The 11,957-nt window shown below is 73.3% G+C and carries 12 protein-coding genes; 2 read left to right on the top strand and 10 right to left on the bottom strand.

Going from position 1 to position 11,957, the window contains the following annotated elements; translation table 11 throughout:
• Positions 1-4: 4 nt before the first annotated feature.
• The 9 genes from sbnB to AMK29_RS26250 all read right to left on the bottom strand — a co-directional run bounded on the left by sbnB (position 5) and on the right by AMK29_RS26250 (position 8,852).
• Positions 5-1,054 carry a 2,3-diaminopropionate biosynthesis protein SbnB gene (gene sbnB / locus AMK29_RS26210; protein WP_073817631.1) on the bottom strand — a complete coding sequence of 350 codons (1,050 nt, stop codon included), beginning with the start codon at positions 1,052-1,054 and terminating at the stop codon, positions 5-7.
• 116 nt (positions 1,055-1,170) lie between these two features.
• Positions 1,171-2,346 (bottom strand): acyl-CoA dehydrogenase family protein, encoded by a 1,176-nt coding sequence (locus AMK29_RS26215; protein ID WP_073817633.1) that lies wholly within the window; start codon positions 2,344-2,346, stop codon positions 1,171-1,173.
• A complete protein-coding gene (locus tag AMK29_RS26220) occupies positions 2,343-3,047 on the bottom strand; it encodes a hypothetical protein (RefSeq protein ID WP_073817635.1) in 705 nt (234 codons plus the stop codon). The genes AMK29_RS26215 and AMK29_RS26220 overlap by 4 nt, the downstream gene beginning before the upstream one ends.
• The gene (locus AMK29_RS26225) at positions 3,044-3,910 is read right to left on the bottom strand and encodes a hypothetical protein (RefSeq protein WP_073817638.1); all 867 of its coding nucleotides are present in this window, start codon (positions 3,908-3,910) and stop codon (positions 3,044-3,046) included. Before AMK29_RS26225 ends, AMK29_RS26220 begins: the two co-directional genes overlap by 4 nt.
• The gene (locus AMK29_RS26230; RefSeq protein ID WP_032767757.1) at positions 3,907-4,182 is read right to left on the bottom strand and encodes an acyl carrier protein; all 276 of its coding nucleotides are present in this window, start codon (positions 4,180-4,182) and stop codon (positions 3,907-3,909) included. Before AMK29_RS26230 ends, AMK29_RS26225 begins: the two co-directional genes overlap by 4 nt.
• A gap of 29 nt (positions 4,183-4,211) precedes the next feature.
• Positions 4,212-5,510, bottom strand: coding sequence for a type III PLP-dependent enzyme (locus AMK29_RS26235; protein ID WP_073817640.1), 1,299 nt, complete (start codon positions 5,508-5,510; stop codon positions 4,212-4,214).
• On the bottom strand, positions 5,507-6,892 hold the full coding sequence (locus AMK29_RS26240) for an ATP-grasp domain-containing protein (RefSeq protein ID WP_073817643.1): 1,386 nt from the start codon (positions 6,890-6,892) through the stop codon (positions 5,507-5,509). Before AMK29_RS26240 ends, AMK29_RS26235 begins: the two co-directional genes overlap by 4 nt.
• A gap of 17 nt (positions 6,893-6,909) precedes the next feature.
• Positions 6,910-7,839, bottom strand: a complete 930-nt coding sequence (locus AMK29_RS26245) for a 3-oxoacyl-[acyl-carrier-protein] synthase III C-terminal domain-containing protein (RefSeq protein WP_073817646.1) — start codon at positions 7,837-7,839, stop codon at positions 6,910-6,912.
• A gap of 284 nt (positions 7,840-8,123) precedes the next feature.
• Positions 8,124-8,852, bottom strand: a complete 729-nt coding sequence (locus AMK29_RS26250) for a DUF4097 family beta strand repeat-containing protein (protein WP_073817648.1) — start codon at positions 8,850-8,852, stop codon at positions 8,124-8,126.
• Between the two features lie 246 nt (positions 8,853-9,098).
• Between AMK29_RS26250 and AMK29_RS26255 the strand changes: the two genes are divergently transcribed.
• Together AMK29_RS26255 and AMK29_RS26260 are read left to right on the top strand one after the other, a co-directional pair.
• Positions 9,099-9,806, top strand: a complete 708-nt coding sequence (locus tag AMK29_RS26255; protein ID WP_073817650.1) for an aspartate/glutamate racemase family protein — start codon at positions 9,099-9,101, stop codon at positions 9,804-9,806.
• A 10-nt stretch (positions 9,807-9,816) separates the two neighbouring features.
• The gene (locus AMK29_RS26260) at positions 9,817-10,530 is read left to right on the top strand and encodes a thioesterase II family protein (protein WP_073817652.1); all 714 of its coding nucleotides are present in this window, start codon (positions 9,817-9,819) and stop codon (positions 10,528-10,530) included.
• Here AMK29_RS26260 and AMK29_RS26265 read toward each other — a convergent pair.
• Positions 10,508-11,890 carry a class II 3-deoxy-7-phosphoheptulonate synthase gene (locus AMK29_RS26265; protein WP_073817654.1) on the bottom strand — a complete coding sequence of 461 codons (1,383 nt, stop codon included), beginning with the start codon at positions 11,888-11,890 and terminating at the stop codon, positions 10,508-10,510. The genes AMK29_RS26260 and AMK29_RS26265 overlap by 23 nt on opposite strands.
• Between the last annotated feature and the right edge of the window lie 67 nt (positions 11,891-11,957).

Raw genomic sequence — 11,957 nt, forward strand, 5'->3', positions numbered from 1 at the left:
GTGTTCAGCCCGTGGTGGTCTGCCGCTGTCCGTAGCGGTCCAGTTCGTGGAAGAAGTCGTCGACGACGTGGAGTTCACCGGCGTCGCGGACGAGGTCGTGGACGTACTTGCCGACGGCGAGGTCGAGCACACCGAGCCCGAAGGGGGAGAACACCAGCGGGAGCGACGGATCGGGCCGTACGGACCCGGTGATCACGTCGTACAGGGTGCCGGCGATGAAATCGCGGTTCCCGGTGCGCTGTTCGGCCAGGTGCACCGAGGTGTCGGCCTTGAGGCAGTGCTCGACGTCGTCGACGATGTTGGCCGAGGCCAGGACGACCTCGGGTGCCAGGTCGCGCAGCGACACGTTCAGGACGAGCGGGCGGTGCGCGAAGAGCCCGGGGTCGGTGACGTGCGGTGCGCCGGCGACGGTGGCGAAGACGACGAGGTCGGAGGAGCGCAGCAGGTCGTCGGAGGTGTCGTGGACGGTGACGGGGGCCCGTTCGCCGCTCTGCTCCAGGTAGACGCGGAACTCGCGCGCGTACTCGGGGCGCAGGTCGTGGACGCCCACGTGCTCGAACTCCCAGCCGGTGGCGGCCAGGAAGGTGTGGACGTAGCGGGCGATGAGTCCGGTGCCCACGATGCCGAGCCGCAGCGGCCGGGGGCGGCCCTGGGAGAGCCGGTCGGCGGCGAGCGCGGCGGACGCGGCGGTCCGGACGGCGCTGATGATGGAGCCCTCCATGCAGGCGAACGGATAGCCCGTGACGGGGTCGTTCAGGAGGAGGGCGGCCGAGGCGCGGGGCAGACCGGAGGCGATGTTCCCGGGGAAGCTCGATATCCATTTGATGCCGTCCACGCCGACGTCTCCGCCGATGGAGGCGGGCAGCGCGATGATCCGCGCGTCGGGCCGGTCGGGGAAGCGCAGGAAGTAGGAGGGAGGGTTCACGGTCCGGCCCGCTCCGTGGAGCCGGTAGGCGTCCTCCACGATCTCCACGACCTGCTTCTCGCGGCCGGTGAGGGCGGCCTGGACCTGCGCGCCCGGTATCACTGCGAAAGCCGGGGACGGCTTCTCCATGGCTGTGTCCACCTCATTCTCAGACGATGACGTGCTCGGCTCGGCCGAGGACGATGAGTGCATGGTTGCGCCGGGCCCTGACGACGGGCTGATCCACCGCTGACGGGACGGCGCTGTCAGCGGGTGGCGAGGGGCGGTGCGGCGCGGTCGATCTTCCCGCCGAGCAGCCCCTGGAAGAGGTTCAGTCGCTGCATGTGCGCGGTGCCTTCGAGGAACTCCATCGCCCGGGCGTCCCGGGTGAGTTTGTCGAGCAGCGGGTGGTCGAGGCGGGCGCCGGGACCGAAGAAGGAGCAGGCCGCCAGGGTGGTGTCCTCGGCGAGCGCGGCGGTGCGCAGTTTGGCGGCGGAGGCCAGGTGGCCGTCGGTGCCGCGGGCGTCGACGGCGGCCGCCGCGTGGTGCACCAGGAGGCGCGCCGCGTCGACGCGCCGGCGGAGGTCGTCGAGCCGCTCGCGTTCGGCCGCGCGCAGGGTGCCGCGGTGGGCGGTGACGTATTCGAGGGCGGCGCGGGCGATGCCGACGGAGATGGCGGCGACGCCGGGGCGCAGCAGGTTGAAGGTCTGCACGAAGGCCCACACGCCGCGCCGGGTGGCGGGCAGGTGCCGGCCGAGGAAGCGTTCCTCGGGGACGGGGACGCGGTCCATGACGATGGAGCTGATCCGGGCGCCGCGCAGTCCGATCATGTCGAGCGGTTCGGCGCGGAAGCCGGGGTCGGCCGTGTCGACGAGGACGGCGGTGATGCCGAGCGGTCCCGGCCTGCTGCGGGCGAACACCACGCCGAGCTGGGCGCGCGAGGCGTTGCCGACGTAGCGCTTCTCGCCGCTCAGCAGGGCGCCCCCGGGGGTGGGGGTGAGGGTGGTGCGCAGCGCGGCGGCGTCCGAGCCGCCGTCCGGTTCGGTGAGGGCGAAGCAGGTCCACAGCGGCTCGCTGAGCATCCGGCCGTAGAACCAGTGCTTCTGGGCCTCGTCGGCGAAGAGGCCGACGGCGACCCCGGCGAGGAGCGGTCCCGGCGCGGCGACGAGCGTGCCCACGTCGGCGCAGGCCAACTCCTCCATGACGACGGCGCGTTCGAGGGCGGAGTCGCCGTAGAAGCGGTGTCCGTCGATCTTCTCCGGCTCGTGTCCGTACGCGGCGGGGATGCCCATGGTGGCGAGATGGCGTACGGCCGGCAGGTCGAAGTGGCGGCGGACGGCCTCCGGGTCGCGGTCGATCTCCAGCGCGAGCGGGCGCAGGTCCGCGCCCCATTCGCGCAGCCGGCCGCGGAGCGCCGCCAGGCGGGCGTCGACGTGGTTCACGGCGTGACCTCCCCGCCGGTGTGGGCCTCGGCGAGCAGCTCCGAGACGTGGACGGTCATGCCGGGGCTGTCCCGGAGGTATCCGGAGGCACCGAGCAGCCGCACCTGCTCGCGGTCGGCGACGGTGATCCGGCGGTGCAGGTGGTGCAGCATGCCGGTGTCGAGGTCGCCCGGGGCGGCGCCGGTCAGGACGGCCCGGACCTCCAGGTGCTCGACGAGGACGTCGGCGATCGTGCCCTTGACCAGCTGCTGCTGGAGCAGGGTGGAGTCCCCGGTCCGCCGGTGCGCGAGACGGACGACGCACGCGGCCCGCAGGCCCTCGGAGAGCCCGAGGCGCAGCCACACCAGACCGAGGGCGTACGCGGCGCTCCGGGCCCGGCCGGCCGCGTCCGGGCGGTCGGCGTCGTCCGGTCCCGGCCGGGTGACCCGGGTCGTGAGCACGGGGCCGCCCGGCAGGTCCGTCCCGGCCGGCGCGGTCTCCCGGCGGCGCTCGCGGGGGTGGCGCAGACCGCCGATCCACACCTCGTCGGCCTCGGCGTGGGTCCGGGCGTCCACGACGGCGTGCCCGGCGGGTCCGCACGGCAGCAGGCCGGGCAGGACGGCGGAGCCGAGCGCGGCGAGCGCGGGGGCGAACCCCTCGTGCCGGGCCGTGGCGTGGACGTGTCCGGTCAGCGCCGTGTCGTCGGGCGCGAGCGTGGTCATATGTCTCTCCGGAGCAGGCAGGCGCTGAGTTCGCCGGTCTCCGGGTCGTGGTCGAGCAGGGCGAGGCGGTCCTCGTGCGGGGCCCGCCGTGCCTCGGCGACCAGTTCGGTCAGGGTGGCGGAGGCCGGGAGCCCGGCCGGGGCCCGCAGCCGGCGGCCGGTGTGGCCGGCCGGTCCGCTGTCCGCGTCGAGGCCGGGGCCGAGGACGAGGGGGACGTCCGGGTCGCAGCCGAGGCCGTCGAGGAGCGCCGGGGCCAGGCCCGGCACGTCGTCGGGGCCGACGCCGGGGGCACGGCGGACCGCCAGCTGTCCGGCCGCTCCGTCGGCGCTGAACAGCAGGGCGACTCCGGCGTCCCCGGCGAGGTCGCGTCCCGTCTCGTACGGCAGGGTCGCCTGGTCCAGGACGAACACGGCGGCCGAGCGGTAGCCGTGCCGCCGGACGTACCGGCCGGCCAGTTCCAGGGCGACGAAGGGCGCCGCGGTGCCGCAGTCGGCGACCGTGAGGACCTGCGGGTCGCCGGGGACGAGCACGGACAGGGCGGTGACCGCGGCGAGCCGGCAGTCGAGGTCCGGGGTGGTGTGGGCGACGACGACGAGCTCGGCGTCGACGGGTCCGCTCGACAGGTCGGCGAGGAGCGCCGCGGCCATGACGGCGAAGGTGTTGCCGGTGCCGCGGGCGGCGACCTCGGGGCGGTGCTCGACCCCGTAGAGGGTGGTGAGGTCGGCGAAGTGCCGGGCGGAGAAGGCGTCGTCGATCCGTGCCGGGCCCTCGGGGAACGTACGGTGCACGGCCGCGGCCAGGGGCAGCGGGAACACCCCGGTGTCCTCGGCGGCGCGGGGTGCCGGGGCGGGCTGCACGGTCATCCGCGGGCACCCGTTTCGGCGGCGATGAAGTCCGTCAGCGAGCGCACGCTCGCGAAGTGCGCCATCTCCAGCGAGTCCGTGTCGAACTCGATGTCCAGCGACTCCTCGAGACGCATCAGCATCTCGAAGACGCCCGTCGAGTCGAGACCCAGCTCGTCGAAGAGCCGGGAGTCCTCGGTCAGCTCCGGCAGGTCGTAGTCGAGCACGTCGTGGAGGGCCGCGGAGATCTCGGAGACGATCCGGGCGCGGTCGGTGGTGGTCGGAGCGGTCATGGCGGGAGTCCTTCCGGCGGTGGTCGGGGTCAGTTGGCGGCGGTGGCGCGTGCCTGGAGCACGGCCGCCGGGAGCCGCTGCTTGCTCAGCAGGTCGGCGGGGCGGTCGGCCTCCCGGACGAGGTGGGCGTGTCCGTCGACGACGAGCACCTCCGCGGGGTAGCCGTGGCTGAGGAAGTTCACGGGGGACGCGGTGGGGCCGTACGCGCCCGAGCGGTCCACGCCGAGCAGGTCGCCGGGGGCGAGGGGCGGCAGCTCGATCTTCTTGGCCAGGGTGTCGTTCGGGGTGCACAGCGGTCCGGTGACGTTCCACGTCTCCGTGCCGGTCTCGTCGCCGGCGCCGCTGATCAGGCGCATCGGGAAGTTCCGCTTGACGAAGGAGCCGATGCCGACCGCCGCCATGTGGTGGTGGGTGCCGCCGTCGGTGACGGCGAAGCGCTCCCCGAGCGAGGTCTTCACGTACCGGACGCGCAGGACGTACGTGCCGGCCTCGGCGGTCAGGTAGCGGCCGAGCTCCATGACGAGCCGGGTGCGCGGGTGGCGGTCGGCGAAGCCGGCCACCACGGGGTTGAGGTCCTTCGCGAGGACGGACAGGTCGAGGTCGCTCTCGCCGTCGAAGTAGGCGACGCCGAGGCCGCCGCCGATGTCGACGAGGTCCAGGTCGAAGCCGAGTGCGGCGGAGAGGCGTTCGGCCAGCTCGAAGATGCGCGTGGAGTTCTCGACGACGGACTGCTCGCTGAGGATGCGGGTGCCCATGTAGACCTGGACGCCCATCAGCCGGACGTGCGGGAAGCGCTGCGCGAGGTCGGGTTCGGCGAACAGCTGTGCCTCGTCGATGCCGAACTGGCGGGGCTTGCCGCCCATGGTGAGGCCGGAGCCCTTCACCGAGAAGCCGGGGTTGACGCGCAGGGCGACGGGCGCCCGCTCGCCGCGCTCCCGGGCCAGTTCGTCGATGACGGCGAGTTCCTGGAGCGATTCGCAGACGACGGCGGCCACGCCCTCGTCCAGGCAGGCGGCCAGTTCGGCGCGGCTCTTGCCCGGGCCGAGGAAGATGATGTCCTCGGGGGCGACGCCGGCCCGGCGGGCGGTGAGGAGCTCGGTCAGCGAGCAGACCTCGGCGCGGGCGCCGTGCGCGTGCAGCAGGGCGCAGACGGCGACGTTCGGGTTGGACTTGAGGGAGAAGAAGATCTCCAGGCGGGGGTCGAAGGCCTCGCGGAGCTCCCGCATCCGGCCCTCCAGCGCGTCCCCGTCGTACAGGTAGAACGGGGTGCCGTAGGTCTCGGCGAGTTCGGAGACGGGGATTCCCTGGACCTCGTGTCGTGTGGTCATGCCGCGTTGTCCTTCCGTGCCGCGAGTCGCGCGGCGATCTCCGTGTCGAGGGTGCCGACGCGGGCGTCCGTGGCCTCCACGAGGACTCCGTAGAGGCGTCCGTCGACGGTCGGCGCGGCCTGCTCCGCCGTCTCGGCGAAGCCCGCGTTGACCGTGGCGTGGTTGTTGACGAGCAGGCCGGTCCCCCGGTCCGGGTCGAAGAGGAGTCCGTCGAGCAGGTCCCTGGTCTCCGCGAACGACAGGGGGGCGGTGAGCCGGAGCGGGTAGTGGCGGGCGACGGCGATCCGGCCGTCCCGGACGAACCGCTCCTCCAGGCCGACCTGGTAGGTCGACATGTTGTGCCGGGCGTTGATCTCCACGACCGGGTAGAGCCCGCCCTCGGGGTCGATCATGGCGTCCACGCCGACGACCCCGACGTAGCCGTCGGCGGCGAGGCGCTTGCCGAGCCGCTCGGCAGCGTCGCGGACCTCGTCCCGCTGGACGGCGGAGAGCCGGGCGGGCATCCGGTGCCCCTTGTGCACACCGCCCTCGGTGAGCTGCTCCTTGACGAAGTCGAAGCGCACCGAACCGTCGCGGCCGACCGTGAACTGGTAGTTCAGGTCGGTCTCCTTGGCCACCCACTCCTCGACGACGAAGGCGACCGTCCCGTTCCCCGAGCGTTCCGCCTGCTTGCGCACCATGCCGAGGATCCGGTCGGCCCTGCGCCGGCTCTCCAGGACCGCGATGCCCTTGCCGGAGACGCCGAACGCCTCCTTGACCACGTACCGCGTCCCGCTGTCGTCGGTGGCGGCGGCGAACGCGCCGGCGAGGTCGTCGAGCGTCTCGCAGGCCCAGCCGCGGGGCTGGCGCAGCCCGAGCTCGTCGGCGACGCGGCGGCTGTACACCTTGCTGTTGACCGCCTTGCAGACGTCCGGTCCCGGCCCGGCCAGCGGCAGTCCGGTCACCTCCGTGAAGCGCCGCTCGTCCGCGGAGATGCCGTGCGCGGTGACCTGGCAGCCCTGGGCCGCCAGCGCGGACAGGGCCGTGAGCAGCGCGGGGTCGTCGAGGGCGTCCTCGGTGACCGTGCGCTGCGGGTCCTGCCGGCCGGGCACGTGGATGCGGGGCAGGTCGACGCCGAGACCGGTGAGGAAGGCGAGGTAGTCGTCGTCCGGCCGGGTCTTGAGGACGACGTGGTCGTCGGCGCCGCCGAGGAACAGGGCGAACTCGTCCATGTGGTTGACCACGGCCCCGGCCGTCGCGGCCGACAGGCGTGGCAGGGTGTGCTCGCCCTTCGCCCACTGCTGCTCCACCTCGAAGTTGCCGAGGAACAGCAGCGGGGTCTCGGGCGCCCCGGTCAGGGCTGTCGCGAGCCGCGCTCGGAAGCCCGGGAGTGTGCCGCTCATGTGCCGTCCTCTCGGTGTCAGTGCTGGAGCACGGCCGCCGCGAACGACTGGCCGAGGCCCGCGGAGGTCATCAGGTAGAAGCCTCCGGGCCGCAGCAGGCCGAATTCGCGCGCGGACTGGTAGTTGACGAAGGGGTCGGCGCAGAAGCAGTGGCCGGTCTTCGCGATGTTCTCCAGGAAGATGCGGTCCTGGGAGATGCCGAGGTTCTTGGCGGCGACCGTCCACGAGACGCGGTTGACGTTGTGCGGGAGCACGAGGTCGAGGTCGCCGATGCCGATCCCCGCGGCGGCGAGCGCCTCGTGGATGACCTCGGACATGACGTCCTGGTAGATGCGCTTGGCCTCCCTGGCCCCCTCGGGGTCCAGGTCGATCACGCCGTCGTCCCGGCCGATGATGCGGGCCCGGTAGCCCAGCACCCGGTCACGGGGGCCGTCCGCACTGACGAGCAGGGCCGTCATGCCCTCGCCCATGATGGAGACGTCCTCGACCCACTGGGAGAACGGGGTGAACGTCTTGTCACCGGCCAGGACCAGGGCGAGGGCGCCGGGGTCGGGATCGGCGGCCAGCAGGGTGCCCGCCACGTCGAGGGCGAGCAGTCCGGTCGCACAGCCGTGGTCGGCCACGGAGAACACGGTCGCGTGGCGCAGTCCCAGCGCCTCGCGCACCTGCTGGAGGGGACTGACCGGGTAGGGCGCGGTGGTGCGCAGCCCCTTGGCGCGCACCACGTAGCGCACGCGGTCTTCCTGGCCTGCGAGCGCCTCCAGCTTCCCGGCCGCCGCGAGCAGCAGCTCGGCCTCGGACTGGTCGGGCGCCTGGCAGATTTGCTCCAGGCCGTAGAGCCTGGTGAACCTGCGTACCTGCTGGTCCGTCAGACCCAGCGGTTCACGCAGTTCTTCCACGGATATGGCGGGTGGCAGATAACTCGACACCGCTTCGAGCGAGGTCATGCGCCGGGCCTCCTTGAGTGGTCGGAGCCACTCAAGACTCTTCAGAGGCGCTGACAGCGGGCTGACGCCTCGCTGATCGCCACCGCCGCCGACGCCGCCGAGGGCGTTCGGGCGGCGGGTGCGGCGGCGGGTGCGCGGCGGCCGGGGCGACGGGAAGCGGTGGGGGCAGCGGGTGGGACGGGCGCGCGGCGGTGGGGACGGGCGCGCGGCGGGTGCGACGGCCATGCGGCCGGTGGGACGGGCGCGCGGCGGTGGGGGCGGGCGGGCCGGGGGCCCGCCCGGGTTCAGCTGTTCCTGACGGTGATGTCGCCGTTGCTGGTGCGCACTCCGAGCTCGTACTTGCCGGCCGGGTCGCTGGGCACGTCGATGGTCTGGTCACCGTTGTTGGAGTCGACGGTCACCTTGTAGCTGGCCTTCGGCACGGTGAGGGTGACGTCGCCGTTGGAGGTCTGGGCACGGACGTCGGCGGGGGTGTCCGGGGCCAGGTTGATCTTGCCGTTGGAGGTCTGGGCCTGGATCCGGTCGCCCTTGATGCCGGTGCCGTTGATCTGGCCGTTGCTGGTCCGGACCTGGACGGTGCCGGTGACCCCGTTCATCTCGACGCGGCCCGAGCTGGTCGTCACCTCGACCGAACCGACCTGGGCGAGGCGGATGGCCCCGCTGGAGACCTCGCCGCTGACGGGGATGCCGGCCGGCACGTCGACGGTGTAGTTGACCGAGCAGCGGTTGCCGCAGCCGCCGAGGATCAGCACGCCGTTCTCGATCCGGTGGGTGGCGCCCTGGGGCCGCTCGCCCTGGAACTCGATCTTGCGGTGCAGCGCCAGGGCGCCGTCCTTGACCCCGTTGACCGTGACGCCGCCCGAGCCGTTGTCGAGGCGCACCGAGGTGATCTTGCCGGAGAGGGTGCTGTCGTCCTCGTAGGTCTCCCCCTGGACGATCCCGCAGGAGGCGAGCGAGACGACGGCGGTGCCGGACACGGCGACGATCCCGAGGCCGCGGAGTAACTGACGCATGAAGGTCCCTCAGTTCTGGAGAGTGGCCCGAACGGGCACGGGGAGTAAGCCGGTCCGGGCCCTGGTGGTCCCGGCGCTCTGCGACGCTATCGCACCTGCAACGGAGCGACCATGGGGCAAACCCCCGGGTCCGGGCGCGGGCTGCCCGTACCCCCGGAGCGGTGGTCCCATGCGGTGCGCGGGCCCGCCGGCGGGTGGTCAGCGGGGTGTCAGCGGAGTGTCAGCGGCGGGGCCCAGCATCGTCCCATGACTGCGGCGACGACCCTGCCCCCGGGCAGAACGCTGGGCGTACTCGGCGGGATGGGGCCCGCGGCGACCGCGGAGTTCCTCCGTCTCCTCGCCACCGACGTACCGGCGTCCCGGGACCAGGAACACCCCCGGATCGTCATGCTCTCCGACCCCACCGTCCCCGACCGCACGGCCGCGATCCTCGGCGACGACACCGAGGCGGCCCGGCGCATTCGCAAACATCTGTTCACCCTCGTCGAATGGGGAGCCGATCTGCTCGCCATCCCCTGCAACACCGCGCACGCGCTGCTCGACGACATCGCCTCGGAACTTCCCGCCCCCCTGGTCGACATCGTCGACGCGACCCTCGACGAGGCGGTACGGCTGAGCCCCGAGGGCGGCTGGCTCACGGCCACCACCGGAACGGTGGCCAGCGGCCTCTACCAGAAGCGGGCGGCGACGCGGGGCTACCCGCTGCACGTGCCGGGCGACGCGGAACAGGAGCGCGTCCACGCGGCCGCCGGGCTCGTGAAGGCCGGGCGGACCGACGAGGCCGCCGACGGCTTCCAGGACGTCGTGGAGTCCCTGTGGCGGCGACGCTCCCTCCCGGTCCTCGCCGCCTGCACCGAACTCCCGCTCGCCCACCGGGCCTCCGCGCTGCCGCCGGAGTCCATGGTGTCCAGCCTGCAGGCGCTCTCCCGTGCCTGTGTCGCCGCACTGCTCTGAGGAGGGCCCCATGCCGTGGACCCGTACGACCGCACCGCGGGCCTCCGCCCCGGTGCGGCTCTTCTGCTTTCCGCACGCCGGCGGCTCCCCGCTGTTCTTCCGTGGATGGGGCGGCGCGCTCACCGGGGCCGAGGTGTACACCGTCTGCTACCCGGGGCGCGCCGAGCGTCTTGGCGAGGAGCCGTTCACCGACCTGCGCGCGATGGCGCGCCTGATCGCCGAGGAGATCGCCGGCGCGGACGACGGCCGGCGGGTCGTGCTGTTCGGGCACAGTATGGGCGCGCTCGTGGCGTACGAGACGGCGGCCGTCCTGGAGGAGCGCGGTGCTCCGGTGCACGGGCTGCTCGTCTCGGGTGCGCGGGCGCCGCACCTGCCGCGCTCCGACGCCCCCGACGGCCCGGAGGGCGCCCTGCGGACCCTGACCGAACTGGGCGGCACCGCGCCCGAGTTGCTGGCCGACCCTGACTTCCGCGCGCTGATCCTGCCCTCGCTGACGGCCGACTTCGCCATGCTCGGCGGCTACACGAAGCCGGACCGGCCGCCGCTGTCCTGTCCCGTCACGGCGCTCGTGGGGGACGCCGATCCCCGGGTGACCCCCGCGCAGGCCGAGGCCTGGCGGGAGGCGAGCCGGGGCGCCTTCCGGCTGCGGACGGTGCCCGGCGACCACTTCTACCTGGCCGCCGAGCCCCCGTTCGACGCGCTCAGGGACGGCTGCCGGGCCTGAGCGTCGCCGGACGCTCCCGGTACATCTCGGCGAGCAGGAACGCCAGGTCGAGCGACTGGTCGTGGTTGAGCCGCGGGTCGCAGGCGGTCTCGTAGCGCCGGTCCAGGTCCTCGGCGCGGACCTCGTTGCCGCCTCCCACGCACTCGGTGACGTCGTCGCCCGTGAGTTCCACGTGGACGCCGCCGGGGTGGGTGCCCAGGGCGTGGTGCACCTCCACGAAGCCGCGGACCTCGTCGAGGACGTCGTCGAAGCGGCGCGTCTTGTGGCCGCTCGGCGCGGTGAACGTGTTGCCGTGCATCGGGTCGCTGACCCAGCACACCTGGGCCCCCTCCGCGGTCACCTTCTCCACGAGGGTCGGCAGCACGTCACGGACGCGGTCGGCGCCGGCCCGGACCACCAGGGTCAGCCGGCCCGGCTCGCGCGCCGGGTCGAGGCGGTCGATGAGACCGAGGACGGCGTCGGGCGAGGCGGTGGGACCGAGCTTGACCGCGATGGGGTTGGCGACCCGGGAGAAGTACTCGACGTGCGCGCCGTCCAGGTCCCGGGTCCGCTCGCCGATCCACAGCAGGTGCCCGCTGGTGGCGTACGAGCGGCCCGTCTCCCCCTCGACGCGGGTGAGCGGGGCCTCGTAGTCGAGGAGCAGCCCCTCGTGCCCGACGAAGAACTCCGCGCTCGTCAGCTCCCCGAGGCCGACGCCGCAGGCCTGCATGAAGGCGAGGGTGCGGTCGATCTCGTCGGCGATCCGCTCGTAGCGCCGGCCCGCCGCCGAGCCCGCCACGAACCCCTGGTTCCAGGCGTGCACCTGGCGGAGGTCGGCGAAGCCCCCGGTGGTGAGCGCCCGGACCAGGTTGAGGGTGGTCGCGGACGCCTCGTACATCCGCCGCATGCGCCACGGGTCCGGCGTGCGGTCCCGCTCGGTGAAGGCGGCGCCGTTGACCGCGTCACCGCGGTAGGACGGGAGCGTGAGCCCGTCACGGTGCTCGACCGGGCTGGAGCGGGGCTTGGCGTACTGCCCCGCCATACGGCCCACCTTCACCACCGGCAGGGCGGTGGCGTGGGTGAGGACGACGGCCATCTGGAGCAGGGTCCTGAGCTTGCCGCGCACCCCCTGGGCGGTCGCCTCGCCGAAGGTCTCCGCGCAGTCGCCGCCCTGGAGGAGCACGGCCTCGCCCCTGGCCACCGCCGCCATCCGCTCGCGCAGCCGGTCGCACTCGGCGGCGAGGACCAGCGGCGGCGCCTGGGTCAGCCACCGCGTCACCGCGCGCACCTCCCCCTCGTCCGGCCAGTCCGGCTGCTGGGCGGCGACGCGCGTCCGCCAGGACCCGCCGGATTCTCTGGATTCTGTGGAGTCGCTTTCCATGGTCCGAGCTCCCTTCCCGTGCACCGATGCGGAAACCTCGAAAAGCACAGTGCATGACGGCGGGCGC

The organism is Streptomyces sp. CB02261 (assembly GCF_001905665.1).
Classification (GTDB): Bacteria; Actinomycetota; Actinomycetes; order Streptomycetales; family Streptomycetaceae; genus Streptomyces.

Bases quoted from the DNA above. Each gene is read 5' to 3' on its own strand.
- AMK29_RS26230 (WP_032767757.1), bottom strand. From the start codon at position 4,182: ATGACCGCTCCGACCACCACCGACCGCGCCCGGATCGTCTCCGAGATC.
- sbnB (WP_073817631.1), bottom strand. From the start codon at position 1,054: ATGGAGAAGCCGTCCCCGGCTTTCGCAGTGATACCGGGCGCGCAGGTC.
- AMK29_RS26260 (WP_073817652.1), top strand. From the start codon at position 9,817: ATGCCGTGGACCCGTACGACCGCACCGCGGGCCTCCGCCCCGGTGCGG.
- AMK29_RS26240 (WP_073817643.1), bottom strand. From the start codon at position 6,892: ATGAGCGGCACACTCCCGGGCTTCCGAGCGCGGCTCGCGACAGCCCTG.
- AMK29_RS26265 (WP_073817654.1), bottom strand. From the start codon at position 11,890: ATGGAAAGCGACTCCACAGAATCCAGAGAATCCGGCGGGTCCTGGCGG.
- AMK29_RS26235 (WP_073817640.1), bottom strand. From the start codon at position 5,510: ATGACCACACGACACGAGGTCCAGGGAATCCCCGTCTCCGAACTCGCC.
- AMK29_RS26225 (WP_073817638.1), bottom strand. From the start codon at position 3,910: ATGACCGTGCAGCCCGCCCCGGCACCCCGCGCCGCCGAGGACACCGGG.
- AMK29_RS26255 (WP_073817650.1), top strand. From the start codon at position 9,099: ATGACTGCGGCGACGACCCTGCCCCCGGGCAGAACGCTGGGCGTACTC.
- AMK29_RS26220 (WP_073817635.1), bottom strand. From the start codon at position 3,047: ATGACCACGCTCGCGCCCGACGACACGGCGCTGACCGGACACGTCCAC.
- AMK29_RS26245 (WP_073817646.1), bottom strand. From the start codon at position 7,839: ATGACCTCGCTCGAAGCGGTGTCGAGTTATCTGCCACCCGCCATATCC.
- AMK29_RS26250 (WP_073817648.1), bottom strand. From the start codon at position 8,852: ATGCGTCAGTTACTCCGCGGCCTCGGGATCGTCGCCGTGTCCGGCACC.